Source organism: Microcoleus sp. ARI1-B5, assembly GCF_036705795.1.
In the GTDB taxonomy this organism is placed as follows: domain Bacteria; phylum Cyanobacteriota; class Cyanobacteriia; order Cyanobacteriales; family Microcoleaceae; genus Microcoleus.
This window is the reverse complement of the sequence record NZ_JAUBVK010000002.1, coordinates 234818-261179: the sequence shown is the minus strand read 5'-3', so window position 1 is coordinate 261179 and position 26362 is coordinate 234818. Positions and strand designations below refer to the sequence as shown.

Below are 26362 nucleotides of genomic sequence, written 5' to 3'. Positions count from 1 at the left end.
GGCGGTTTTCAATCTTAACAATTTACTGGAAATTATATATTTTTGTTGAGACCCCTTACCGCGCTCCGCAATTACAGGTTAAAACAGTGAAGTATAGATAAATTCCCACGGTAATTACCTTTTGTCAATAACCTTAGGAGATTATTATGTCATCTCAAGCTCCTTTACGCAAGGCAGGGCGATCGCCCAAAGCCGGCATTAAACTGATCCAGAAAACTGGTGGAAATCTCGTTTTAGCTTCCGGCGTCACCATCATCCTGCTATGCGGTATGGTGTTGGCGCTATCCTTAGCCACAGTTTTCATTATCAACAGTCCCGATCCAGTCGCCGGATTGGCGATCGCACTTCCCATAACCCTGATTTTTAACATCGCAGCTTTTTTCCTATCACCTTACTTGATGGACTTAACCCAAAATTGGCTGTACAATACTCGCTGGGTTTCCCTAGCAGAAATAGAAAGCCTGAGTCCCGAAACAGCGAAAGTTATTCAAAAGGTTTGCAAACAGAAAAACCTCCAGCAGCCGCGTTTAGGAATTATCGACGACCAAAACCCCACAGCTTTTACTTACGGTTCCTTTCCTAACAGCGCTCGCTTACTCGTCAGTCAAGGTCTTTTCACCTATTTAGACGACGATGAAATTGCCACTGTTTACGCCCACGAACTCGGTCACATCGTCCACTGGGACTTTGCAGTAATGACTTTAGCTTCGACTTTGGTGCAAATTACTTACTTAATTTATACTACAGCTCAAAGGCTCGGTCGAAGCGGCGGCGACAAAGCAAAAGATGCGGCCGGTACTGTAGCTGCTGTTGCTTATTTGTTTTACATCGCCGGCACTTATTTGCTGCTGTATTTGTCGCGGACGCGAGAATATTTTGCCGACCATTTTGCCGCCGAAACTACCGGGAACCCGAACGCTTTATCCCGCGCTTTGGTAAAAATTGCTTACGGTATTTTGGAAGAAGGACAAAGAGCAACGGAACCCAGCCGCTTGTTAGAAGGAACTCGCGCTTTGGGCATTTACGATGCCAAAGCTGCCACATCTACGGGTACCGCTTACCGGATTTCTTCGGAACCCGAAAAAATTGGGCGAGTGTTTCTGTGGGATATGTTTAATCCGTGGGGTTGGTGGATGGAGTTGAATTCGACTCACCCGCTGACTGGTAAGCGAGTTCGCGCTTTGAGCACCTATGCAGAACAATTAGGCTTGGATATTGAGTTTGACATGGGCAGGATTGTGGGCGAAGGCCGCAATTTGAGCCGGCGGAAATTGTACGGCAATTTTGTGTTCGATTTGCTGCTTTACAGTGCGGAAACTCTGGGCTTAGCGGTGGGTTTTGCGATCGGCATTTACCTGTCTGCTGCGAATCCGATGATGATGGTTGCTTGTCCTTTAATCGGTTTGGGCGCGGGAATTTTGCTCAAGACTTTGGTGATGTTTCCGAATTACGAACAAGCAGAACATTTGGATGTTTTAACCTTAATGTCTGACCCCTATGCGAGTCCTTTGCGGGGTCAGCCTGCGAAACTGCAAGGCGAATTAATTGGTCGCGGCGATGCGGGTTATGCGTTTGGTTCTGATTTGAAATTGCAAGACAGAACGGGAATGATTTATCTGCGCTATGCTTCTCGTTTTGGCCCGATCGGCAATTTTATGTTTGGGATGAAACGGGTTAAGAGTTTGATCGGTATGGATGTTAGTGCTTTGGGTTGGTTCCGCCGGGGTGTGGCGCCTTGGATGGATTTGATTCAGCTTGAAAGCGATAGCGGTACGGCGGTTAACAGTTATCACCGTTTCTGGTCTTTTGTGATGGGGATTGGTGCGATCGCGATCGGTATTGCATTTCTATTCGTGTCATTTCCTGCTTAACAGTTGAAAAAATTTGCATTCCTGACGGAGAACCTGTTTGTAGTCAGGAATTCAGTCCTCCCTCCCAAATAAATTTTAAGGACTAAAGTCCTTACTACAAACCTCAGAATGGTTGTATAGCAGTTTTCAGTTGAGTGCAGTACAGATAAGCTGTCGCGCATTTAAATTGCATATTCTCAGCGGGCTCTCCCGCCCAACCCCTACTCCCCACTCATTGTTTGATTGTTTTTTGACATACAATTTAAATGCCGCAACAGCTTAACAGGTAGGGACAGGGCATTGCCGTGTCCCTACTGTACTGGAATACGCCGTATAACCGGATATAATATCAGCTCTTGGTTAATGAAATTACGATCGCCAACATGACAGTCAAAATTGCTACAATCAGCCTGTTGTTGATAGTATTAACTTTAGCAGTCAGCAACCCCAGCCAAAAGCTAAGGGTTAACTTAAAAATATTTGCCACCCAAACGGAAAACAGGGAGGAAAAAAAGACTGTGCAAGCTATTCTAGACGACAGCGCAAAATTAGAAAAAGTAGCAGGAGATTTCCAATTTATAGAAGGCCCGATTTGGCATCCCGATGGCTTTCTACTGTTCAGCGATATTCCCGCCAATACTATCTATAAATTCGCATCAAATGGGAAAGTTGAGATATTTCGCCGCCCTTCGGGAAAAGCCAACGGAAATACTTTAGACAAAGCAGGCCGCTTAATTACTGCCGAACACGAAAATCGGCGCGTATCCCGCACGGAAAAAGACGGCAAAGCGATCGCATTGGCGGATAGATACGAGGGCCAAAAGCTCAACAGCCCGAACGATTTGGTTGTTAAATCCGACGGCAGCATTTATTTTACAGATCCGCCCTACGGTATTACTAAAGAGCAGGAAGAATTGGGTTTTTACGGTGTTTACCGACTGGCATCCGACGGCAAATTAACTCTGCTGGTTAAGGATTTGGTGATGCCGAACGGCATCGCTTTTTCACCAGACGAGCAAAAACTTTATGTCAACAATTCGGAAGCGGGATACATTGGCGTTTTCGATGTCAAGCCAGACGGAACTGTTACAAACGAGCGGGTTTTTGCCGAGTTGAAAGACGCCAGTCAAAGCGGGGTTCCAGACGGTTTAAAAGTTGATGTAGAAGGGAATGTTTACAGCACCGGGCCGGGGGGAGTGTGGATTTTATCGCCGTCTGGCCAACTTTTGGGGAGGATTTCGGTGCCTGAGACGGCGACTAATTTGGCTTGGGGAGAAAGCGATCGCAAAACGCTTTATATTACCGGGAGTAAAAGTCTTTATCGGATTCGCCTTAAAATTGCGGGCGTGCGGGCGGGAACGTGATATAATGCGACTCTTAAAAAAGTTATGAAATGTTAATAGCCCGATCGCACAAATTTCTGACGGCGCCAGCCGATCGCACATCCCGATCGCGCACAATCTTTTGGTTGACTCTCTCGCTGACATTTGCCGCAGTTTACGCCATTTTAGGGATGAAGCAAGCCTTCAGCGGCGAGTATATCGTGCAAGACGATGCGAGACAGCACGTTTTCTGGATGATGCGGTTTGTCGATCGACAATTGTTCCCCAACGATTTCATTGCTAATTACTTTCAATCTGTCGCCCCCGCAGGATACAGCACTCTCTACAAATTAGCAGCAACAATCGGCATTCACCCGCTATTATTTCACAAAATATTGCCGCTATTTCTCGGCTTAATCTCCACTTATTACTGTTTTGGCCTTTGCCTAGAAATGCTGCCAGTGCCGATGACTGGATTTATTGCTTCTTTGCTCTTAAATCAGCATATGTGGATGACAGATGATTTGGCTTCTACAACGCCAAGAGCTTTTATCTATCCGATATTTCTCGGTTTTTTATATTATTTGTCGCGCAGTTGGTTGTTGCCTTGCTTGAGCGCGATCGCCCTAATCGGATTATTCTACCCTCCTTACGCCTTAGTTGCTGCCGGAATTTTAGTTTTGCGCCTGCTAAGCTGGGAAAACGGTCGTTTGCGCTTGTCGGGCGATCGCACAAATTACCTATTTTGCAGTACAGGTTTAGGAGTTATATTTTTAGTAATGCTACCTTATGCCTTAGATAAATCTGAATTTGGCCCGACTTATACAGCAGCAGAAGCTAAACAAATGGGAGTATTTGCAGCCGACGGCAGAAATGCTTTTTTTCGTCCAAATCCGGTAGATTATTGGCTGACTGGTAGGGGCAGCGGGATGTTTCCCAAGTCGCTGTTTACGCCTGTAACTCACTGTGCTGGATTGTTATTTCCGCTGCTATTAATGTTTCGATCGGCTTTTCCCTTAGCAAATCAGATTCAAAGCAAAATCTGGCTGTTGCTTCAGCTATTTTTAGCATCCTCTGCGATGTTTTTTGCGGCTCACGCCACCGTTTTTAAGCTGTATCAGCCCGGACGCTATACAGCTTATAGCTTGCGATTTATGATTGTTTTTATAAGTGCGATCGCCCTGACGTTAATTATCGATGGAGTTTGCCATTGGGCATCAACAACCGAAACCAGATTTCATTTAAAAAATCTAGTTGCACTAATTACCGCAGCGACAATCGCGATCGCAGTGGTGCTTTATCCCTGCTTAGTTGAAGAATTTCCCACAGTCGGGTATGTAGAAGGTGAAATGCCCGCTTTGTACAAGTTTTTTCAGCAACAACCTCAAGATATTGTGATTGCTTCGATTGCCCCAGAAGCCGATAATCTGCCAACGTTTAGCCAGCGTTCGGTTTTGGTGGGAAAGGAATATGCCGTGCCGTATCAGAAAGGCTACTACAGCCGATTTTTGCGGCGGATTAACGATTTGATTCGCGCTCAATATACGGACGATCGAACTGTATTGCAAAACTTCATTAACAGCTATGGAGTTGATTTTTGGATGATCGAGCGCAATGCCTTGACTCTTAAGTATGTAGAGGATTACGGCTGGATCGAGGATTTTGATGCGACACCGGAGGCGATGCTTGCTCTCAAACAAGGGAAAATTCCCGCTTTAGCTCCCGCAATGACAAGTTGTGCTGTTTTTCAGAATGAAATTCTAGTGGTTTTGGATGCGTCTTGTATTGTGAAAATTGCTGGAAGTTAAGACGGGAAAAGCAATAAAAAAATGCGTTTTTATTTAGTGTATAAAGATAAATAAACCGCAATAGTTGAGGAAAATAATAACCGTTATAACGTTTGATCGTTCGGACTTCAGTCCTCATGAAACTTCTGAGGACTGAAGTCCGAACGATCGACACCAAATTTATTGTGCTTGTTCTGTTCGGGCATGATATCATGCCAAATTATTCAAATCTAAAATCTCAAATCTAAAATCTCAAATCCTATTACTGTTTTGTAGGGGCAATCCCCCCTGCGGGTTGTCGCTCCCGAGGGGTGACGTGGCGGATATCGTGCAAGTAAATAATCTCCGAAATTAAACGCAAATATAGATCCGGGGCCAGCTTGGTAGAGAATGAAAAGTGCATAAAGGCTCGTTAAGCGAAGCTATCCCGAAGGGAATCGCAAATTATCCATACAGCAAAAACATGGCAACACTTTACGTCAACCCGCAAACAGGCAGCGATGGAGCAGCCGGCAGCCAATCGGCTCCTTTCAAAACGATCGCCCGCGCGATCAACTCCGCTGCATCCGGAACAGTTATTCAGCTAGCACCGGGAACTTACAGCGCAGCCAGCGGCGAACAATTCCCCTTAGAAATTCCCTCAGGAGTCAAAGTTACCGGCAATGAAGCCAACAAAGGAAGCGGCACTCTGATTCAAGGAAGCGGCAAATTTGTCAGTCCCAGCGCTGCGGGTCAAAATATCACTATACTGCTAGCAACCGATGCCGAATTGCGGGGAGTAACTGTCACTAATTTGGATAGTCGCGGCACGGGAGTCTGGATTGAGTCAACTTCTCCCACTGTGGCTAATTGCACTTTCACGCTTTGCAAGCGCGAAGGCATTTTTGCCACGGGCACCGCTAATCCTGCGATTCTCGACAACAGATTTGTAGAAAACTCGGCGGCTGGCGCGATCTTGGCTGGAAGTGCTAAAGGCGTAATGCGGCGCAATCTTTTTCAAAATACCGGTTTCGGCATTTCTCTGCAAGCTCAGTCGGCTCCTTTGATTGTTGATAACCAAATTTTGGCAAATCGCTCCGGTATCGTTTTAGCGGGGGACTCTAAGCCGGTTTTGCGCAAGAATCGCATTGAAAAAAATACCGAAGATGGTTTAACTGCGGTGGGCAAATCGCTGCCGGATCTTGGTACGGCTCAAGATTTGGGAGGAAATATATTTGCCAATAACGGCGAATTTGATTTGCAAAACGCGACTGGGGTGAAAATTTCTGCGTTGGGAAATCAGCTCAATCCTTCGCGGGTGAAAGGTTTATTTGATTTGGGCAATGTGACGCCAACTCCAACACCAACTCCGACACCAACTCCGACACCAACTCCGACTCCTGGGGGCGTAAATTTCAGCGACACCAGCACGCACTGGGCGAAGGATTTTATCGATCGCCTTGCTAAGATGAATATTGTTAACGGGTTTCCCGACGGTACTTTTAAACCCGATCGGAGTTTAACTAGGGCTGAGTATGCGGCAATGCTTGCGAAGGCGTTTGAGTTGGCGCCGCGCCGCGAGGCGACGGTTTTTAAGGATGTGGCGCCGGATTTTTGGGCCCAAAGTGCGATCGTCAAAGCTAATCGAGGTGGGTTTTTGGCTGGATACCCCGACAGCACGTTTCGCCCGGAGCAGAATTTGACTAGAGCTCAGGCGATCGTATCTTTGGTAAACGGCTTGCAGTTTGCGGGCGGCAATCCCAATTCTTTGAGCGTTTATGCCGATCGGGCTTTGATTCCCAGTTTTGCCACCGACTCCATCGCCACCGCCACAGAGCGCAAAATCGTCGTCAACTATCCCGCCCGCGACAAGCTGTCCCCCGCCCGCGATATCACCCGCGGCGAGATATCCGCCCTCGTCTACCAAACTCTGGTAGCTACAAACCGAGCACAAGCCATTAACTCTCCCTACATCGTCTAAACCTATTGCCAGAGGGGGAGCAGAGCTGACGAGTTTCGATCGGGCATGGAAACATACAATTTAAATCCCCAACAGCTTACCAATAACCAACTCGTCTCCCCTTCCCCTTCTCTGGCTCCCCCTCTCTCTCCCCGATCTCTCTGGTAAGTCTCGACTTCCGAGTACCCGAATCGTTTTATGATTAAAAAATTAAGAAATTCAGCAATCTTTAAGGTTCGACTGTCAGATTATGGCTAAAATTCAATTCTCCCGGGGTATAGACGAAGATGCTGTACCCGAAGTGCGCCTAACCCGTTCCAAAAGCGGAGAGCAAGGCACTGCCACGTTTCTGTTTGAAAATCCCAAATCTCTCAGCAACAGCAGTACCCAAGATATTACTGGAATGTACATGATCGACGAAGAAGGCGAACTCCTGACTCGCGAGGTCAAGGCGAAGTTCATCAACGGTCAGCCTGCGGGTTTGGAAGCTCTTTATCTCATGAGAAGTTCCGCAGAATGGGAACGCTTTATGCGTTTCATGGAACGCTACTCGGAAGCAAACGGCTTAGGATTTAACAAGGCATAATGGGTAGTTGGTAATTGGTAATTGGTAATTGGTAAGAAAGCCGATCGCTGGTTGCCGGTTGCCGATTACTTACGACAAGAAACTATGACCCAAATTCCTCACCCCGATTTATCTAAAATAACCGTAAATTGCGCTATCATTACTGTTAGCGACACGCGCTCGGCTGAAACAGACAATAGCGGCTTGTTAACGAAGAAGCTGCTAAAAGATGCAGGTCACTCTGTGGTAGCTTACACTGTTGTTAAAGATGATGCGGCAAAAATTGTATTGCAAATGCAGGCGTTTTCCCAGCGCGAAGATGTGGATGCAATCATTTTTAACGGCGGGACGGGTATTTCTCCCCGAGATACTACTTACGATGTGATGGAGAGTTTGCTCGACAGGATTTTACCGGGATTTGGGGAGATATTTCGGTTTTTGAGCTATCAAGAAATTGGTTCGAGGGCGATCGCCTCTCGCGCTGTTGCAGGCGTGTATCAAGGCAAGTTAGTCTTTTCTCTTCCAGGCTCTAGCAATGGGGTGAAACTAGCTGTGGAAAAGCTAATTTTACCTGAGTTAGTTCACTTGGTGCAGCAGTTGCGGGGAGGTTAAGGGCGGGCGATCGAGCTTTTAGCCGATCGCCCGCCTTGCGATCGATTAAGGTCGATCGGCTACACCTCGATTTTATAGTTGAGTTGATGTTCGTCACCGGGTAAGCCTCGAAAACCCCAATTATGCTTGGGATTCTCAAAAATCGTGATTTCTAAATCCTGTGTGGAAATTCCCAATGGCTGTAATCGCTCAAACAATAAACGAATCAACTGCTTTTTCGCCTCAACACTGCGTCCTTCAATCATGCTCACCTCAACAATCGTGTAACGTTCTGTCCGCCCCGCAGGGTAGAAGAAATCACAGGAGTCGAACGGAAAGAATCGGTGCGAACGTTTATCGGGTGGATACTCGAGTGCATCTATCACACAGGAATTAATCACATCAGAGAGTTGCGGCTTAATGGGATCGAGATGCTCTCTCAAGCCGGAGATTTTAACCTGTACCATAATCCTCTGTATCGCAACAACTATATATTAAAATTAATTGCCTCGCGTTAAGTTGTCGATCGATCGCAGATAAATTTCAGAGTGCCTGCGGTCGATCGACTTCCCAGTATGTCAAAATACACTAGAAATATTGTGTATCGCCAATTTTTGCAATGACGTTGCCTACCGGAGCTCGTTCTCCCGCTTTGTTCCAAACGCTTTCGCTGGTAGCCGATCCGATCGCCTTTTTCGATCGCTATTCTGCCAAATACGGCGATACATTTAGCGCCCGCGTGTTAGGGCCAGGCTCGCCCCCCGTCGTGTTTCTAGGCCGTCCAGAAGCCATTCAAGCCGTGTTTACCACCTTCGCCGATGCCTTTGAATTCGGCAAAGTCACCAACGTATTTCGCCCGCTGGTAGGAAATGAATCCCTAATTATGAACGAAGGCCCGCGACACCTGCGACAGCGGCAGCTATTAATGCCGGCGCTACATCGGGAACAGTTGCACAGTCAAGGGCATTTGATAGTTGACTTGACGCGAAAGCAAACACTGGATTGGAAAGCCGGAAATGCGATCGCCGTGCGTCAAGAAATGTCGGAAATTTCGCTGCAAGTAATCCTGCAAGTTGTCTTCGGATTGGTGCCTGGAGAGCGCTACGATCGCCTCAAACAGTTGCTGGGCAAACTTTTAGAAGCAATTACCTCTGAGCTGTACTCAATCCAATTTTTCTTTGCGCCGTTGCAGCAAAATTTCGGCTCTTGGAGTCCGTGGGGGCAGTTTTTGCAGCAAATGGCACAGATTGACTCGCTAATTTATGCGGAAATTGCCGAGAGGCGATCGCATTCCCTGAATGCGTCAGCCACGGATATTCTGTCAGTATTGATGGTGGCGCGCGACGAAGCAGGCGAATCCATTGGCGATCGAGAATTGCGCGATCAGTTGATGACGCTGTTGTTGTTGGGACACGAAACCACTGGATCTGCATTGACCTGGGCATTTTACTGGCTGCATCAGCATCCCGAATGTCTGGCTAAGTTGCGCGCCGAATTGGATGAATTAGGCTCAAATCCCGATCCGAGATCGCTTTCGCAGTCGCCGTATTTAACCGCAGTTTGCAAAGAAGCGCTGCGGGTTTATCCGATTGCGTTAATTTCGCAGCCGCGCAAGGTAAAAAGGGCGATCGAACTCGAAGGCTATACCTATCAACCGGGAACGATTTTAATCCCCTGCGTGTATTTAGCGCACCGCCGCCCTGAAACCTACGAAAATCCGGCCGGGTTTAATCCCGATCGCTTTTTAGATCGCAAGTTTTCCGCCGCGGAATTTTTACCGTTTGGCGGCGGGAGTCGAAGCTGCATCGGCATGGCGTTGTCGATGTTTGAGATGAAACTGGTGTTAGCAACCGTGTTGTCAGGGCGCGAGTTTGTCTCAAATATCGATCGGCCAATTCGTCCAGCCCGCCGGGGAATCACGTTTGTACCGCCGGAGCGGTTTCGATTAACCGTTGTGGGCGATCGGTTATCTTCTAATATCAAGTCCGCAGTCAAAACCACAATTAAATAAGTTCGATCGTTCGGACTTGTGTCCTCATAGTTTTTTGAGGACTCGCATTCCTCACTACCAACCTCAAGGTGACATCAAGCGATAAAAATCCCAGCAACTTTGTCTTTATTCATGGTCATCTGTGCCACAAATTCATCTCCACCATCTGCAAAACTCAGCTTCCACAAATAAATCTGAGAATCACCTTGTTTTCACTCGCCAAAATAAGTAATTGAATATCCGTTTTGCAGGCGCGAACCGAGCCGATAGCTAACATCTTCAAACATTTCTTGTGTAATCGCCGCTTTGTAGCCAGCATCGCCTACAGTTGTAAAAAGCTGGTAATTTTTCGAGGCCGTAGAATCCAAAATCGTCTGCAAACAATCGATGACGTGTTGAGAAGGATCTGTCGGGTTCATCAAGATATCCTTAATTTACGGTTTTTTCAGAATCTTCTACCTAAGACCGCTGTCTGACCGTTAATTTTACCAGATTGGCGATCGAATCCCATACAGTAGAGACACGGCACTGCCGTGTCCTATCCGAGCATTTGTACTAAAGTCACCTAAAAACCGCTATATCGCCTCAGCAACAATAGTCCGGTGTCGGACGGTATTGCAAGTGATTGTCGGCTGTGCAAAACCGGAATCTACCAAAGCTTGGTCAATATCCAACCCAAAATACTGATCCAAATAAGGCTCCGTACTCTTGAGCAAAGTCAAAATATAAGGAGGCATTTTGGCATAAACTTCAGACTGAGGATTCATATCCATAATTGTCAAATGTCCGCCAACACGCAGCAAGCGCCTCGCTTCCCGGAATACTTCTTTAGAAGCTTTCTGCGGCAATTCGTGACAAACGAGACAAATAGAAACTAAATCAAAACTAGCCGCAGGTAAACCAGTAGATTCAGCAGCAGCGTGCACCCAAGTCGGAGATTTTTGATTATAAAATTCCGCTTCTCGCTGTTGGGAACGGTATTGAGCAACCGACAAAAAATAAGGGGACAAATCCACCCCAGTCATCTTTGCTTCCGGGTAAACATTCCCAAGCGCAAAGGTACTCATTCCCACACTGCATCCCAAATCCACAATATCTTGCGGCGAAGAAGAAATTTGAGCTTTGACAATTTCGTGATAGCTGGCGCGGAGTTTAGCATCGCCTTCTGCACCGGCTTCCGGCCAAATTCCGGCATGAACTGCACGGGCTGCAACTTCAACTTCTGTAGCAGCTTCCCAACTCATATTACCTTTTTCATAAGCGTGGAATGAAGTTAGATAATATGGAGGGTAAACCAAATCTGGATTTTCTACGCTGAGCAATTCTGCATCCCAATTCCGGGACAAAAGTGCTTGCGCTTCTTCTCGCCAATGCACTCCTATTTTTTCAGCTCTGTTTATCATCATTTCCCGCGCTTGGTGCTTGGCTAGAGCGGCCAAAGGCTTGATGGAGAGTACGCCATTTACTAAACGCGAAGCTAATCCCGGAGTTTTGTTAGCTGCAACAGTCATATTTTATATGTTTCTATTTTGCGCCATCGATTTTAACACATCTCGGTGATTTTTACCGAGTTGATATAATTAAACTTTACAAGGTTCGATCGTTCGGAATGCGAGTCCGCATCAAAGAAAGGATTCGCATTCCGAACGATCGAACCAATCTGAATGCGATCCTTTGATCCCAGATGATATTACGGGGGAATCTGGAATCGGATTTGCCCAAGTTGGAGTATTTGGAAGAACACTATCAAATATGGCTATTTAGGAGTTTGTTGTGAGCAAATCAATTGTGGAATTGGTTGACAATTTGCCGTCTTCTGGGATTACTGTGATGATGCTCAAATCCCTGGATTTTGTGGTTCCGGGAGAGTGGAACAATTTATCTGGTTTTGACAATACTATTCAAGCTGTCACAGGGGAAACCGATCGCAAATTAGTGCAAAAAATTCGCGCCCGGGCGATCGAGCTTTACGCCAACTCCAACGAGCCCTATCAAGGCGCAGTCAGGCTTTACCAGCTAGCAGACAGCGCCGACAGTGCGTTAGGCGCCGCCGCTATGGCGAATAAAATCGGCGAAAAAATCGGCTTTCTGTCGTTTATGAGCCGCCTGACTCCCAAGGCTGACACCACTCAAACGATCGACTTGTGCATCAAAGTGGCGATCGAGCTCATAGTCTTCTGCAAACTTAACAAAATTTCCCTTAACAACGCGGGAAGCTTTGCTAATTACTTATCAGAATACAAAGGCGAATCTCTGATGCGGATGGCTGCATTAGTATGCGCTGACGGTTTAATTCCCCTCGGCCCGGACTTCATTCGAGTAGCGCAAAATACCCTAGGCGGATTGAACGCTTCAAGCTTGCAGCAAAACTCAACATTCCAAAATATCAGCAACCTAATTCCCGGCGCAAATAATGCACAAAAGTTCGGATTCGTGACAGCAACTTTCGCCTCAGCCCAAGGTTGGATGAACAATTTAGTGCAGTCTCGCGGCTTAACTCCCGCCACAGTTTTAGGCAATCTCAAGCAATACGTTGATGTTACCGATGACAAATTGGATTATGTCGCCGCGTTTTTGGACATGAGTACCAATTATTACGAACATACGGGAATTCAGACGGTGGCTCGCCAATTGATCGATCGAGCTTACGCTGAAACATTATTCGCCCGAATGTAAGCTGCTGCGATGAATAAAATGCGAGGAGCTATTTCATGCACCTCGCATTCCCAGGATTGCTTATTTGATTCGGCTTATTAGACGAAATGGTGGCGAGAAACCTGGTTTTTTACGAAAATTCTTCGTTGCAGCCCGCCAATCAGGCAAAAAACCCGGTTTCTTTGGTCTCCCTGCGACTTTTCTCGTCAGATAAAAAACGTTACCTGTGAAGTCAACGGAAAAATGCGATCGCGAGTCAGGTCTAAAATTTACGCAAAAACAACAGTGCGATTGCCATAAACTAAAACACGATTTTGTAAATGATATCGCACCGCCCTTGCCAAAACAACCCTTTCTAAATCTTTACCTTTGCGAACCAAATCCGACACTTCATCGCGGTGACTCACGCGCACAACATCTTGCTCAATAATCGGGCCAGCATCTAAATCGGGTGTCACATAGTGGGCAGTTGCACCAATAATTTTCACACCTCTTTCATAAGCCCTTTCGTAGGGATTTGCCCCCACAAACGCGGGCAAAAATGAATGGTGAATATTAATCACGTTAGGAAACTTCATCATAAAATCGTGACTCAATATTTGCATATATTTCGCCAAAACCACTAAATCAATGTTATAATTTTTAAGAATCTCTAACTGTCGTGCTTCTTGAACAGCTTTATTGTCTTTAGTAATGGGAATATACTCAAAGTCGATACCATACTGTTCGGCAATGGGCTTTAACTTTTCATGGTTGCTCAGAATTAAGGGAATTTCACCATTAATTTCTTTAGAGCGTTCTCGCCAAATCAAGTCTAATAAACAATGATCTTGACGGCTTACCCAGAGCGCGATCCGTCGAATATTATGGGAGAAATGCAATTGCCAATTTGCTTGTAAATCCTTGGCAAGTTCGCTAAAAGCATCTGTCATTTCTTCAATGCTTAAGTCAAAACCGTCTAATTGCCATTCCAGACGACTTAAAAATAATCCTGCGGTAAAATCAGTATGGTGATCGGCGTGGATAATATTGCCATTATGGGAGGCGATAAAATTAGCAAGTAAGGCGACAAGCCCTTTGCGATCGGGACAGGCAATTAAAAGAGTTGCAGTAGGGCTAGTCATGGTATAATGACAAACGTGTTAAGTTTTGAATTGTAACTTAATTGTATCATGGTGAGCGCGATATGGCGATCGCAAATCATTAGTGAAAACACAGAAACCCAGTTTTATCAATCATCAAACCATTTTTCTACCTCCCGGACTAGAGAAAGTCAAAATCCTGCACATCTTCCCTAAAAGTCCTGACTGTTGCTTCCTTTCCTAAATCCTGAGCTAGTAAATCGATACCGTCAATAACTTTATTTGGTTCTGCGATACTCAAAATCTCATAGCATTTTTCCCGATCTTCAGGAGGTTCTTGGAAATACTGAATCGCTCGCTATAGCGGTTGCATCACTTGATAAGCAGCTTCCGCATAATCCTGTCAAGCGCGGCTATGTGGACGATCCAGCTTGTTGGAGATATTCGAGTTATCGAAACTATATCGATCGCGATGGATTGCTGCTTGTTGATGTGATTGATTGTTGAGTCGGATGATTTATTTTAAGGAGCGATGCAGAGGCTCGCTCATTTGCGTTCCCAGGCAGAGAGAGCCGGGGAACGAGGCATTTGAAGGAACGAGGCTCTGCCTCAGGATCTGCGTTACCAGGCAGATCCTGGTAACGAGGGATATCTAAAAACGAAGGATTTAATTACCAGCAAAAATCTCTTCCAGTGCTAATTTAAGCGTCGGATACTGATATTGAAAACCGCTAGCCAAAGTTTGTTTAGGCAAAACTTTCTGCCCTTCCAAAACAACTTTAGCACCATCTCCCAAGAGCAATTCTAAAGCAAAACCTGGCACCGGCAACCAAGAAGGCCGACTTAAAACTTCCCCTAAAGTTTGGCACAATTCATTCATCCGCACCGGATTCGGCGCTGTCGCATTCAAAACGCCTTCAACTTGCGGATTTTGCAGGGCGTACAAAATTAAATCAACCACATCCTCGCGGTGAATCCAAGAAAACCACTGTTTTCCTGTGCCAATCGGGCCGCCCGCAAATAGTTTAAAAGGTGGCAGCATTTTTGCCAGCGCGCCTCCCATTCCCAAAACTATTCCCAATCGCAAAATTGCTAGCCTGGTGCCTGCATTTTTTGCAGGTTGGGCGGCGGCTTCCCACTCTTTGCAAACTGCTGCTAAAAAATCGTTTCCCGCAGGACTATTTTCGTCAAACTCAGCGGTTTCGCTGGTTCCGTAGTAGCCGATCGCCGATGCGCTCACAAACACAGATGGCCTAGGATTAGCATTGACGATCGCCTCTACCAGTTTTGCCGTCGTCAGTTTGCGACTGTCGAGAATCGCTTGCTGGCGCGCCGCCGTCCACCTTTCCTCCGCAATCGGCACCCCAGCTAAATTGACAACAGCGTCGCAGCCCGCGATCGAATGCAGCCAATCACCGGACTCCGCTGGAGTGTAGGCGACAACTTCCAAATTTGGATAAGCCGAAGCCGGAAAAACTCGCCCCGCCCTCTGCGCATCCCTGCTCAAAACCACCGTTTGATGTCCCGCAGCTTGCAGCTTCTCCACCAGCCGGCTACCTACAAATCCCGTTGCTCCCGCGATCGCTACTTTCATCTTTCTTCCCGCAATGCACATGAACAGTAGTTTAGACGATCGTCCAAACCCGTTTTAAATTATACAAAAATAAATGGCAAGCTCGATCGCCTCCCCACAAGCCAAGTCTATTTTCATTAAACTGATAAAGGACGCGAGGATCAAAAACAATGCCTGCAAAAAAACCAAAGCTTCTAATTGCTGCCGCCGCCGTCGCAGCAGGTAGCGCCGCGGTCTACTTTTACTTCCAGGGTTTGAGCCAACAAGTATCCAACCCCCAAGACAGCGCTAAAGTTGTACCCGACGAAGCAACCATGGCCACCTTCATCTCCCCCAATCCCCAAGCGCTGTCCGAGTTGCAGCAATTTGGCACCCCAGGCGCTCAAAAGTTGGTCGGTGCGGGTTTGAAGGCCTTTCAAGAACAAAGCTTGGCAGGCACTCAAATCGACTTTGAGAGGGACTTAAAGCCGTGGCTGGGGGGGGTGATGGTGGCTTTGCTGCCACCGGATGCTGGGGCAAAAACAGAGCCTCCTAAGCTGCTGGTTGTAGTCAGCGTCAAAAATAAAATTAGCGCTTGGAATTTTGCGAATAAATTAAAATCTCAGCCTGGTGCTACAACTCAAGAAACTGAGTATAAAGGAGTTAAAATTTCTGAGATTGCAGAGCCAACCGGCAAGCGCTACAGTGTGGCTTTGTTGAACGACCAATTAGTTATGGCTCCTTTGAGAAAGCCTGTGGAATTGGCGATCGATACTTTTAAAGGACAACCCTCCCTCGCCACCCAGAAGAGTACAACTAAGTTTTTTTCCGAGAGTGCTGGCGTACCGAATCCGATCGCAACTATTTACATTGCTGACTATCCTGCTGCAATCGAGCAATTAAAAGCTAATTTGCCCGCTGATTTCCAGTTGCCTTCGACAGTGCTTGGACAGTTCAAACAAGTCAAGTCAATGGTTGCGGGAATTGGGGCGGACAGTTCGGGATTGAGAGTAAAAACCATCGCTCAGCTAGATCCTAAATTCGCGCAGCAACAAAAGCAATTCCCGTCGAAACTGTTGCCCAGATTTCCCGGCGAAACCATTGCTTTAGTCGGCGGTAAGGGACTCGATCGCATTTGGTCGCAGGCGACGGCAGAGGCAAAAGATAGCCCGGAAGTGGACAGCGGCATTCAGCAGGTGAGAAGTAGTTTTAAACGCTTGGATTTGGATGCGGATCGTGATGTTTTTGGTTGGATGAATGGGGAATTTGCGATCGGGGCGATCGGTTCGGATCGAGGTATTTTGTCTCAGTTGGGGATGGGGGCGGCGATGATTTTTGAAACGAGCGATCGCCCCGCAGCGGAAGCAACCCTGAAAAAGCTCGATGCGATCGCCAAAAGCAATCCCACAGTCAGCGTCGCCCCCAGACAAGTGCAGGGGAAAGAGGTTACAGAGTGGCAAATACCCGAGCAAGGCACTTTATTCGGGCACGGTTGGCTGAATGAAAATTCTGTGTTTGTCGCTTTCGGCGGCCCTTTAGTTGATGTGATTACTTCGACGCCGCCGCAACCCTTAAGCAGCAGTCCGAGTTTTCAGGCGATCGCCACTTCTTTACCGCAAGCCAACCAAGGTTACTGTTACATAGATATGGAAAAAACCATGTCCTGGGCCAACCGTTATTTGCTTGCAGTACAGCCAAATTTAGTTTCGCCGCCCGTCGCTGAATTGCTCAATTCTCTCCGAGGAGTCAGCGTAGCCACAGCTTCCACACAACCAACAACTGCTCAGCTTGAAATGCTTTTTGCCTTCAAATCTAACAATTAGGCGATCGGGAATTGGTAATTGGTAATTGGTAATTGGGAATTGGGAATTGGTAATTGGTAATTGGTAATTGGGAATTGGTAATTGGGAATTCTATCCGTTACATCCGCTACACAATCCGTTGCCGAACTTCCTTACATTGGTTAGAGCCAGTACAATTCTGACTGATGACTGATGACTGCCCGACGGCAGGACGGCCCGACGGCCCGACGGCCCGACGGCAGGACAACTGACAACTGACAACTGACTACTAACTACTGACAACTGACAAAAAAAAGATGCTGCCTCTCAATCGAGGGCAGCTACTTCAGTAAAGCATTTTAATGTCTCTCAAAACTTCTGGATTAACCTTCAGACGTTCCCGACTTATTCGGCAATTGCAAGTCATCAGGATCTACATAATGACAAACTGCTTTGTCCATGCAAATCAAGGCCCAGCCGGATTTATCAATGCTCATCAACTTGTAAGAAGCGGGCTGAATAAAGAAACCTTTGTGGTTGCGGGTTGCTGGTTTGATGTTAACGTGGCTGTCAGTGCTCATGTCGTTACAACTCCTAGTATTTATGGTAGTCAAGTCTGAAAACCGCTGTGCCGGTTTGTCGATCGTCTAAGTTTTCAAATACTAGCACTGGCTTGCTGAGTTTTCCATAAAGTTATTTATTGATTTATTACGATCTCGTAATAAACCGCAAACTCGATTACCTTGATCCCCGCCACCCAATCGACTTGTTTGCGCGGTTACGGCTCCAGAAGCCACTGTTTAACGCGGGCGAGACTTTTCCAGTCCGGTTTTCTGCTTAATCCTTCTTCAAAATTTTTTTTAACTTCGTCGAGCAACTCATCGGAAGCCATCAGGAGTTGCTGAGCGACTTCAACGTGGGGGCGCACTCCTTTTTCTTTGAGGTCGAGGATCGCGACTGCTAGGTTGATGCGAGCTTGGGGGTCGTGAGGGTTCAATTTAACGGCGGTTTTCGCTGCCTTTTGAGCCGAGGTGGGTTTATTTTCCAAAAGGTAGAGCCACGCGAGGCTAGCCCAGGCATTGCCATTTTTGGGAGATTTCTCGCACAATTCTTTGAACACGGGGATCAGATTAGCAGGGGCTTCGCCAGCTTGGTAGCGATCGAAACCATCTTTAAACATTTCTTCAGGGGTCATTCGATTTTGGATTTTGGATTTTAGATTAAAGAATTGATTGAAAGCATCCGTGCGGGACACTCCTAAGTCAATCCGAGGTTCTGCAATTTGGGATTTTGGATTCAATAATTGCTTGAAAGCATTGGGTGCGGGATAAAGGAACCCAATCTGATGCTAATGGTCGATCGCCATTGTCGGTGAACTGTTAGCAATTTAGCTTCAGACCAATTACCGATGCCCCATGCCCGTGCCCCCAAGCAATTTTCCCATTTAAGCAGAAAAAGAACTGCCGCAGCCGCAAGTTTGAGTAGCGTTGGGGTTGGTAAACTTAAAGCCGCCGCCGATCATGGCATCGCTGAAATCGAGCACCAAACCGTAGAGATAAAGAATGCTCTTGCGATCGCAAACTACCTGAAAACCTTCGTAGTCGAACACCTCATCGTCCGATTTCACAGTGCTGGGGTCTGCGAAATCCATCACGTAAGACATACCAGAGCAGCCGCCCTGGCGCACCCCTACTCGCAAGCAGAGGTCTTTACCTTGTTTTTCTCGAAGAGCTAAAACTTGACGGACAGCAGAGTCCGTCATTAGAATGCCCCGCTGTTGGGAAATCGCTTGAGTCATAATTTGCCGAACTCCTGAGACTGTGCAACGCGCTTGAGTTTAATCTTATTCCTCCATTGTACAGGGAAGAAGTCATTGGTCATCGGTCATCGGTCATCGGTCATCGGTCATCGGTCATCGGTCATCGGTCATCGGTCATCGGTCATCGGTCATCGGTCATTAGGAAGAAGGTAGAAGGGTTTGGGGAATTAAGAAAGTCCTCACCGTCAGGGGGGTTGCGATCGATGCTGAACGCATAATAATTTTTACCGTGAAAAATTTAATTTCCGTGGGGCCTCGTTTCCAAGCTTGATGTCCTCTCCCCCTATAGGGTTTATGATTGAGAAGCAGCGGTTGACCCTTTGTGGCACCGCAACAATGCTTCACCCAACGGGCTTACTCTATGGCAGCGCTGAATCGCTCTACTCTTCGTCGGCTACAAAACTTACCTCAAATTCCCAGCGTGTGGGAGGGCGACCGCCGACCGTTATCAAATGCTGACTCGCACATGATGCTAGAGGACGACGACGATCCAGAAGCCGGTGGCGAGTGCATTCTGTGGGTGGACGGCTCTGAAGGCATCGTCAGGGCTATGGACATGGTAGGCCCAGATGCCGGCCCCGAGGCGATCGTCCGGGCTCTGCTGCGGGCAATGGAACATCCCCAAAGTCCAGCTCCCGCAGTCCGCCCCCAAAAAATCGTAGTCAAAAACCGAGAAATTCAATTTTACCTCCGGGGCGTACTTCAAGATTTAGGCATTTCCATTGACTACGTACCGGAATTGCCCCTCATTGACGAAATATTTCGGGGAATGGAAGAGGTGGCTGTCAATCGGCCTCCCGAGTTGCCGCCTCAGTACGCTGAAGTGCTGATGGAAAAAGCAGCTCAAATTTGGCACGATGCTCCGTGGCGGACTTTGAGCGAACACCAAATTATATCTATTGAAATCAATCAGTGGGATGTCGCCAGCCTCTACGTGTCGGTATTGGGGCAAGGCAGAATGGATTACGGAGTTTTGCTGTACCGCTCTCTAGAATCCTTGAAGCGGTTTCGAGAGCGAGTCGTCAACGATGAATCTTTTGAAGATTTAGAACAGGCTTTTTTAGGTCAAGACTGTTTGTTTCTCACCTTTGAAAGTGCCGGCGATATTGATGAGGACGACGAAGACGAAATTGATTTAGCCGATTTGCCTCCATCGGAAATAGAACCGAATTTTGGCAACCTGCATCCTTTAGAAGGATTGCGATCGATTCTTTACGAAGAAGAAGCCCTGACGATGTTAGTTGCTCTCGAAGCATTTCACCGCTTTTTCCGCAACAGCCGCCGGAAATTGGGAGCAGACACATTTCCCACGCTCAACAGCCGCTACCGCATCCCAGTTCCGCAGCCTGACGGAGAAACTCAACAGGTATCCGTTAAAGTTTCGACGATGCCCGAGGTGTCCGACGAATTATTAGAGATGCTTGGTGATGACGGTGATGATGACGGTGATGAATTTGAAATGCCACTGCTGCGGGACGATTTGGTACCGCAAAATTCATTTTTGAGTCTCGGCGCCGTACCTTGGGAAACCGTAGAGTTTCTGCGGGGAAGTGTCCAGTTTCACCAAGGTGCAGAACTCGATCTTAATACCGCTGGAGACGGTTTGCCGGTAGTGATGATTCAAACTTCCAATCCGAAGGCAAAAACTATGATTCAGGATTTGAAAGAAGCTGGAGGGGTGAAGGCAATTTGTTTTAATCCGGGCGAAGATCCTTTTCAAGACGAGGAATACGACTTGGGTATTTTGCAAACTAAAAATGGGGAACTGTATTTGTTTGGCGAGTTTAATGAAAACGATCCGGTGCATCAAGAAGCTCGCAAAAAGTGGGAGCGCCGCTGTAAATCAACGAACGGTTGGTGCGGTTTGGTGATTGCTAAAGGGTTGATGGGTGCTTCTCGCGGTCAGCCTCAGTTTAAGGATATGATCGCTTTGTTTGAGGTGCGCTGGGTGTCTGCTAAAGACTTGGGAATTGGGCCGCTTCAGTTGATGCCGATGTTTTGAAGGAAGGGTTGACAGTTGACAGTTGACAGTTGACAGTTGACAGAAGGAAGATGTAAGAGGAAAGAGGAAAGAGGAAAGAGGAAAGAGGAAAGATGTAAAAGTAATAGGTAAGGTGCTCTTCGGCGCACCCTACTTGTAAAATTATTCAGGAGAATGATTATGTCAAATTATACTCAAAAGCGAGAAGTGTTAGTCGCCCTAGATGCCGAATTCGCTGAGAAAATAGACCAGCTTACTGATAATTGGACGGAGGCGATCGAACAAGCTCTCCGTCTCTGGTACGCTAAGCAAATAGAAGATAAGTTGCGGAAATTTTATCTCAACCGCAGCCCGGAAGATATTCAGGATGAAAAAGAGTGGTTTGATTTTGTAGAAGAACAGATAGAGGAAGCATGGAACGCCGATGGACTCTAATTCAATAAATACAACTTATCCCAGACAAGGGGAGATTTATCTTTCCAGGGCTTTGCGTCAGTTAGGAGATACCAAAAAAAGACCTGTAGTTGTGGTTTCTCCTGACATCCGCAACGAGTTTAGCGATTCTGTGATTGTTGTTCCTTTCACAAGTAACCTTACAGGCGTCGATAATCCTACTCGCATCTTAATTCCGGCAGGTGAGGGAGGATTGCAAGCTGATTCTTTAGCTGTCTGCGAAAATGTGTCTGCTTTGCGCCAAACTTATCTGGAACAAGGCCCTTACGGTGAAATTAGTGCGGATTTTTTGGCAAGAATTCAGAGAGGGGTGCAAGTGGCGATCGGCATTTACGCACTTTGAATAGCGTGGAAACTCTAAAATTTGTTACAATCTGTAAAAATACTGGATAAGGAATTGTAAAATGCGGGTTGCGATCGCAGGTGCGGGACTGGCTGGAATGACCACAGCAGTCGATTTAGTGGATGCCGGCCACGAAGTAGAAATTTTTGAGTCCCGCCCCTTTGTCGGCGGCAAAGTCAGCAGTTGGGTAGATCCCGACGGGAATCACGTTGAAATGGGTTTGCACGTCTTCTTCGGCTGCTATTATAACTTATTTGCCCTGATGAAAAAAGTGGGAGCTTTTGACGATTTGCTCCTCAAAGAACACGTCCACACTTTTATCAATCGAGGCGGCGAAACTGGTTCTTTGGATTTTCGCTTTCCGGTGGGCGCACCTTTGCACGGATTGAAGGCATTTTTCACTACATCCCAGCTATCGGTACAAGACAAAATTCAAAATGCGATCGCCCTGGGAACAAGCCCGATCGTCCGTGGTTTGATAGACTTTGACGGGGCAATGAAAACCATCCGCGATTTGGATAAAATCAGCTTTGCTGACTGGTTCCGCAGCCACGGCGGCAATCAAAACTCGCTCAAAAGAATGTGGAATCCGATCGCCTACGCACTGGGTTTTATCGATACCGAAAATATTTCGGCCCGGTGTATGTTGACAATCTTTCAATTTTTTGCATCTAAAACCGAAGCCTCTGTGATGCGGATGCTGGCCGGTTCTCCCAACGAATATTTGCACAAACCAATTGTCGAATATTTGGAAAGCAAAGGAACCAAAATTTACACGCGGCGCAGAGTGCGAGAAATTCAGTTTCAAGAAGCCGAAGAAACGCGCGTGACAGGTCTGGTAGTAGCTAACGGCGAAACAGAAGAAAATATTACCGCAGACGCTTACGTTTTTGCCTGTGACGTGCCTGGGATTCAAAAAATATTGCCCCCAGCGTGGCGCAAATGGTCGGAATTTGACAACATTTATAAGTTAGATGCGGTACCGGTTGCTACAGTACAATTGCGGTTCGACGGTTGGGTAACGGAACTGGAAGATGAAGCCAAGCGCAAACAGTTGAGTCATGCTGTAGGAATCGATAATTTGCTGTATTCAGCAGATGCAGACTTTTCCTGTTTTGCAGACCTAGCGCTGGCAAGTCCCAAGGATTATTATAAAGAAGGACAAGGCTCGCTGCTGCAGTTGGTGCTGACACCGGGAGATCCGTTTATTAAACAAAGCAATGAGGCGATCGCCCAACACGTACTCAAGCAAGTTCAGGATTTATTTCCATCAGCACGGGAATTAAACATGACTTGGTACAGTGTAGTTAAGCTAGCTCAATCTTTGTATCGCGAAGCACCGGGAATGGATGTTTACCGTCCTGCTCAAAAAACTCCTGTTGTTAATTTCTTTCTAGCAGGAAGTTACACTCAGCAAGACTACATTGATAGCATGGAAGGAGCGACACTTTCAGGCCATCAAGCGGCTAAGGCAATTCTCGAAGCTTACAGTCATTAGTTGTTAGTTATCCTCTCGTTTCCAGGCTCTGCCTGGGAATGCCAATATGGAGGCTCTGCCTCCCGATATTCGAGAGTCCAAGCGAGGCAGAGCCTCTGGATATGCGTTACCAGGCAGAGCCTGGTAACGAGACAAGAACGAAAAAGAAACAATCTAAAATCTAAAATCTAAAATCTAAAATCCCATGACTGATTGGTTAGAGCACAGCGTACAAGTAGAAGTGGCAATTCCTATCGAATTAGCGTGGGAACTTTGGTCTGACTTAGAGCAAATGCCGCGCTGGATGAAGTGGATAGACTCAGTTCGCGTTCTCGAAGAAAATCCAGAATTGTCTCGCTGGAAACTCGCCACAGGCGGGTTAGAATTTAGCTGGCTTTCTCGGATTGTCAAATTAGTGCCGAATCAGATAATTCAGTGGGAATCGGTAGACGGTTTGCCCAATCGGGGTGCGGTGCGGTTTTACGATCGCAAAAACAGCAGCATTGTCAAACTGACGGTGGCTTATGGAGTTCCCGGCTGGCTGGCAAAATTGATGGACAATTCATTTGTAGGGCGAGTTGTTGAATCGACTATTCAGGCTGACTTGGAAAGGTTTAAAGAGTATGCTCTGAATGTTAAAGCTAGATCTTAAATGCTGCGGACTGAAGTCCTCACTACAAACTGGTTTGTAGTAAGGACTTCAGTCCTTTAATTTTAAATTGTAACGCGAAGGTCGATCGCCCCCCGGCATCAGTATCATAGAGATATGCTGCTGATTGCTTCCCGGTTCACTTATAAAAAAAAGCAACTGCAGGCAACTTCCCAACCCGGATGTCATCAGTCATTCCCGATCGAAAATCGAAAATCGAAAATCGAAAATGGTATGAGTTATTGCCTAAACCCCGCCTGTCAAAACCCGCAAAATGCCGATCGAACTCAATTCTGCCTGAATTGCGGCACCAAACTGTTGCTCAGAGAGCGTTACCGCGCCATCAAACCCCTCGGTAGAGGCGGTTTCGGCCGTACTTTTTTAGCCGTTGACGAAGACAAACCCTCGAAACCGCGCTGTGCAATCAAACAATTTTTCCCCCTATCCCAAGGAACCAGCAGCGCCGAAAAAGCAGCAGAATTATTCAACCGAGAAGCAGTGCGGCTGGACGAATTGGGGAAACACCCGCAAATTCCCGAACTGCTGGCGCACTTTCAGCAGGAACGCTATCAGTATTTGGTACAGGAATTTATAGAAGGTCAGAATTTACAGGAAGAGTTGGCGCGGACTGGCCCTTTCAGCGAAAGTCAAATTCTGGGGCTGCTGAAAGATTTATTGCCAGTATTGCAGTTCGTGCACGATCGCAGTGTAATTCACCGAGACATCAAACCGCCAAATATTATCCGCCGCCGCATTTCTCAAACTCCGATTATTTATACTTACCCAACATTAACTGGGGAATTAGTTTTAGTTGATTTTGGCGCTGCAAAACTGGTCGAGGGTTTGAGAGAAACAGGTACAGTCATCGGTTCGCCCGAATTCGTCGCGCCGGAACAAATTCGAGGTCAAGCGGTTTATGCCAGCGATTTGTACAGTTTGGGAGTAACTTGCATTTATTTGCTGACTCAAATATCTCCGTTTGATTTGTTCGATATCAATCAAGATGTTTGGGTTTGGCGAGATTTTTTGAAGGTTCAAATCGATCCGAAATTAAGCCGCATCCTCGACAAAACGATCGAACCGAGTCTCAGTCGCCGCTACAAATCTGTCGCTGAAGTTCTCCAAGATTTGCAGCCGCAGCATTCGCCTGCGCAAATTCCCCCGACTCCGGCGCCAAGAGCAATTTCGGTGCCGCAGACTGCGCCTGCGGTGCAGAATGCAGTCCCGCCAACGGTTGCAGGCACTATTATACCTGTGCCGCTGATGCAGCGGGTTGTTCCCGCACGCGCGCCTACTTGGAGGTGCGTTCACACTCTGGTAGGGCATTCCCAGGCTGTTACATCGGTAGCTTTCAGTCCCGACGGCGCGACTTTAGCTAGCGGGAGTGAGGATAAGACGATTGAGATGTGGAAGTTGGACGCGGGTAAGCGGTGGTACACTCTCACGGGTCATTCTGACTGGGTGACTTGTGTGGCGTTTAGTCCTGATGGCGCGACTTTGGCTAGCGGCGGCCGGGATAAAACTATTCAAATTTGGGATTTGAATAAGGGTAAGTGGTGGTACGCTTTGCGCGGCCATGAGGATCGGGTTTATGCTGTGGCCTTCAGTCCCGACGGTCAGGTTTTGGCGACGGGGAGTCGGGACAAGACTGTGCAGTTGTGGAATTTGAATAAGGGTAGGCCGATGTCGGCTTTGAATGGTCACGCTGGTGGGGTGGAGGCTGTGGCTTTTAGTCCTGGTGGGGAGTTTTTGGCTAGTGGTAGTCGGGATAAGAGTTTGCAGTTGTGGGATTGGCGAAATGGTCGATCGATTTGTACTTTAGCAGAGCACGGGGATTGGGTGCGGGCGATCGCATTTGCTGGAACCCCCCCCAGCCCCCCCTTGGTAAGGGGGGGAGCATCTACCCCCCCCAGCCCCCCCTTGGTAAGGGGGGGAGCATCTACCCCCCCCAGCCCCCCCTTGGTAAGGGGGGGAGTAGGAGAAGGATCGATTTTGGTTAGTGGGAGTCGGGACGGTACGGCGAAGCTGTGGCGGGTGGATGCTGATGGGCGAGGTACGCTGCTGCGGAGTATGAGGGACAATTCTGGGGATGTTTTGTGTGTGGCGTTAAGCCCGGATGGTCGGGTTTTGGCGACGGGGAGTCGGGATGGTTCGATTTATTTGTGGGATGCTGCTACGGGGGGTTTGCTGGAACTTCTGACGGGGCACGGGGGGGAGGTTTTGTCGGTGGCGTTTGGTGCTGGTGGGGGGTGTTTGGCTAGCGGTGCGGGCGATCGAACTGTTAAGATTTGGCGGGTTGGGAATTAGGGCGGTGGCTGTGGGTGTCTGCTGGAAAAATTTTATATTTATGCTTGACAGGCGATCGAATGTTGTGCTAAGTTAGTAATTCGTGAGGACGCATAGCTCAGTTGGTTAGAGCACTACGTTGACATCGTAGGGGTCACTGGTTCGAGTCCAGTTGTGTCCATCTTCTGAAGCCCGCTCTGGTAGCGGGTTTTGTTGTTTGTGGTGTTGGATTGTGTGGTA

23 protein-coding genes and 1 tRNA gene are annotated in these 26362 nt (G+C 47.4%); 16 read left to right on the top strand and 8 right to left on the bottom strand.

What is annotated here, in order from left to right; genetic code table 11:
- Positions 1-146: 146 nt before the first annotated feature.
- The 6 genes from QUB63_RS04015 (at position 147) to QUB63_RS03990 (ending at position 8075) form a co-directional block, all read left to right on the top strand.
- Positions 147-1871: a zinc metalloprotease HtpX gene (locus QUB63_RS04015; protein WP_332943509.1), complete on the top strand. Its 1725-nt coding sequence runs from the start codon at positions 147-149 to the stop codon at positions 1869-1871.
- Positions 1872-2206: 335 nt separating this feature from the next.
- Entirely contained in the window at positions 2207-3214 is a 1008-nt protein-coding gene (locus QUB63_RS04010) for an SMP-30/gluconolactonase/LRE family protein (RefSeq protein WP_332943508.1), read from the top strand.
- 29 nt (positions 3215-3243) lie between these two features.
- Complete coding sequence (locus QUB63_RS04005) at positions 3244-4980, top strand: hypothetical protein (RefSeq protein ID WP_332943507.1); 1737 nt, start codon at positions 3244-3246, stop codon at positions 4978-4980.
- A gap of 442 nt (positions 4981-5422) precedes the next feature.
- Positions 5423-6919, top strand: a complete 1497-nt coding sequence (locus QUB63_RS04000; protein ID WP_332943506.1) for a DUF1565 domain-containing protein — start codon at positions 5423-5425, stop codon at positions 6917-6919.
- A gap of 229 nt (positions 6920-7148) precedes the next feature.
- Positions 7149-7484, top strand: a complete 336-nt coding sequence (gene psb28 / locus QUB63_RS03995) for a photosystem II reaction center protein Psb28 (RefSeq protein WP_332943505.1) — start codon at positions 7149-7151, stop codon at positions 7482-7484.
- 84 nt (positions 7485-7568) lie between these two features.
- Entirely contained in the window at positions 7569-8075 is a 507-nt protein-coding gene (locus QUB63_RS03990; protein ID WP_332943739.1) for a MogA/MoaB family molybdenum cofactor biosynthesis protein, read from the top strand.
- Positions 8076-8134: 59 nt separating this feature from the next.
- On the opposite strand, the gene QUB63_RS03985 is transcribed toward QUB63_RS03990, so the two are convergent.
- Positions 8135-8521, bottom strand: coding sequence for a tautomerase family protein (locus tag QUB63_RS03985; RefSeq protein ID WP_332943504.1), 387 nt, complete (start codon positions 8519-8521; stop codon positions 8135-8137).
- Positions 8522-8673: 152 nt separating this feature from the next.
- On the opposite strand from QUB63_RS03985, the gene QUB63_RS03980 reads away from it, so the two are divergent.
- Positions 8674-10065, top strand: a complete 1392-nt coding sequence (locus QUB63_RS03980) for a cytochrome P450 (RefSeq protein ID WP_332943503.1) — start codon at positions 8674-8676, stop codon at positions 10063-10065.
- 191 nt (positions 10066-10256) lie between these two features.
- Here QUB63_RS03980 and QUB63_RS03975 read toward each other — a convergent pair whose 3' ends face one another.
- Both QUB63_RS03975 and QUB63_RS03970 read right to left on the bottom strand, forming a co-directional pair.
- Positions 10257-10463: a hypothetical protein gene (locus tag QUB63_RS03975; RefSeq protein ID WP_332943502.1), complete on the bottom strand. Its 207-nt coding sequence runs from the start codon at positions 10461-10463 to the stop codon at positions 10257-10259.
- A 156-nt stretch (positions 10464-10619) separates the two neighbouring features.
- Positions 10620-11555: a class I SAM-dependent methyltransferase gene (locus QUB63_RS03970; RefSeq protein ID WP_332943501.1), complete on the bottom strand. Its 936-nt coding sequence runs from the start codon at positions 11553-11555 to the stop codon at positions 10620-10622.
- Between the two features lie 262 nt (positions 11556-11817).
- Here QUB63_RS03970 and QUB63_RS03965 point away from each other — a divergent pair, with 262 nt between their 5' ends.
- On the top strand, positions 11818-12720 hold the full coding sequence (locus QUB63_RS03965) for a hypothetical protein (RefSeq protein ID WP_332943500.1): 903 nt from the start codon (positions 11818-11820) through the stop codon (positions 12718-12720).
- A 248-nt stretch (positions 12721-12968) separates the two neighbouring features.
- On the opposite strand, the gene purU is transcribed toward QUB63_RS03965, so the two are convergent.
- Together purU and thyD are read right to left on the bottom strand one after the other, a co-directional pair.
- Entirely contained in the window at positions 12969-13823 is an 855-nt protein-coding gene (purU, locus tag QUB63_RS03960) for a formyltetrahydrofolate deformylase (RefSeq protein ID WP_332943499.1), read from the bottom strand.
- Positions 13824-14448: 625 nt separating this feature from the next.
- Entirely contained in the window at positions 14449-15375 is a 927-nt protein-coding gene (thyD, locus tag QUB63_RS03955; protein WP_332943498.1) for a thylakoid membrane protein ThyD, read from the bottom strand.
- A gap of 149 nt (positions 15376-15524) precedes the next feature.
- Between thyD and QUB63_RS03950 the strand changes: the two genes are divergently transcribed.
- The gene (locus QUB63_RS03950) at positions 15525-17156 is read left to right on the top strand and encodes a DUF3352 domain-containing protein (RefSeq protein ID WP_332943497.1); all 1632 of its coding nucleotides are present in this window, start codon (positions 15525-15527) and stop codon (positions 17154-17156) included.
- A 341-nt stretch (positions 17157-17497) separates the two neighbouring features.
- Here the strand turns inward: QUB63_RS03950 and QUB63_RS03945 are convergent, their stop codons facing one another.
- From QUB63_RS03945 to QUB63_RS03935, 3 genes are all read right to left on the bottom strand, one after another.
- Positions 17498-17695 (bottom strand): hypothetical protein, encoded by a 198-nt coding sequence (locus QUB63_RS03945; protein ID WP_293132876.1) that lies wholly within the window; start codon positions 17693-17695, stop codon positions 17498-17500.
- Between the two features lie 197 nt (positions 17696-17892).
- Positions 17893-18309, bottom strand: coding sequence for a tetratricopeptide repeat protein (locus QUB63_RS03940; RefSeq protein ID WP_332943496.1), 417 nt, complete (start codon positions 18307-18309; stop codon positions 17893-17895).
- A gap of 249 nt (positions 18310-18558) precedes the next feature.
- Positions 18559-18912: a HesB/IscA family protein gene (locus QUB63_RS03935; RefSeq protein ID WP_332943495.1), complete on the bottom strand. Its 354-nt coding sequence runs from the start codon at positions 18910-18912 to the stop codon at positions 18559-18561.
- A gap of 382 nt (positions 18913-19294) precedes the next feature.
- Here QUB63_RS03935 and QUB63_RS03930 point away from each other — a divergent pair, with 382 nt between their 5' ends.
- From QUB63_RS03930 to QUB63_RS03900, 7 genes are all read left to right on the top strand, one after another.
- Complete coding sequence (locus QUB63_RS03930) at positions 19295-20935, top strand: DUF6930 domain-containing protein (protein ID WP_332943738.1); 1641 nt, start codon at positions 19295-19297, stop codon at positions 20933-20935.
- Between the two features lie 159 nt (positions 20936-21094).
- Positions 21095-21349, top strand: coding sequence for a hypothetical protein (locus QUB63_RS03925; protein WP_332943494.1), 255 nt, complete (start codon positions 21095-21097; stop codon positions 21347-21349).
- Positions 21339-21710: a type II toxin-antitoxin system PemK/MazF family toxin gene (locus QUB63_RS03920; protein WP_332943493.1), complete on the top strand. Its 372-nt coding sequence runs from the start codon at positions 21339-21341 to the stop codon at positions 21708-21710. Before QUB63_RS03925 ends, QUB63_RS03920 begins: the two co-directional genes overlap by 11 nt.
- 61 nt (positions 21711-21771) lie before the next feature.
- On the top strand, positions 21772-23208 hold the full coding sequence (gene zds / locus QUB63_RS03915; protein ID WP_332943492.1) for a 9,9'-di-cis-zeta-carotene desaturase: 1437 nt from the start codon (positions 21772-21774) through the stop codon (positions 23206-23208).
- A gap of 184 nt (positions 23209-23392) precedes the next feature.
- Positions 23393-23839: an SRPBCC family protein gene (locus QUB63_RS03910; RefSeq protein ID WP_332943491.1), complete on the top strand. Its 447-nt coding sequence runs from the start codon at positions 23393-23395 to the stop codon at positions 23837-23839.
- Between the two features lie 231 nt (positions 23840-24070).
- Positions 24071-26143 carry a serine/threonine-protein kinase gene (locus QUB63_RS03905; RefSeq protein WP_332943490.1) on the top strand — a complete coding sequence of 691 codons (2073 nt, stop codon included), beginning with the start codon at positions 24071-24073 and terminating at the stop codon, positions 26141-26143.
- 86 nt (positions 26144-26229) lie between these two features.
- Positions 26230-26303, top strand: a tRNA-Val gene (locus QUB63_RS03900).
- Positions 26304-26362 lie beyond the last annotated feature (59 nt).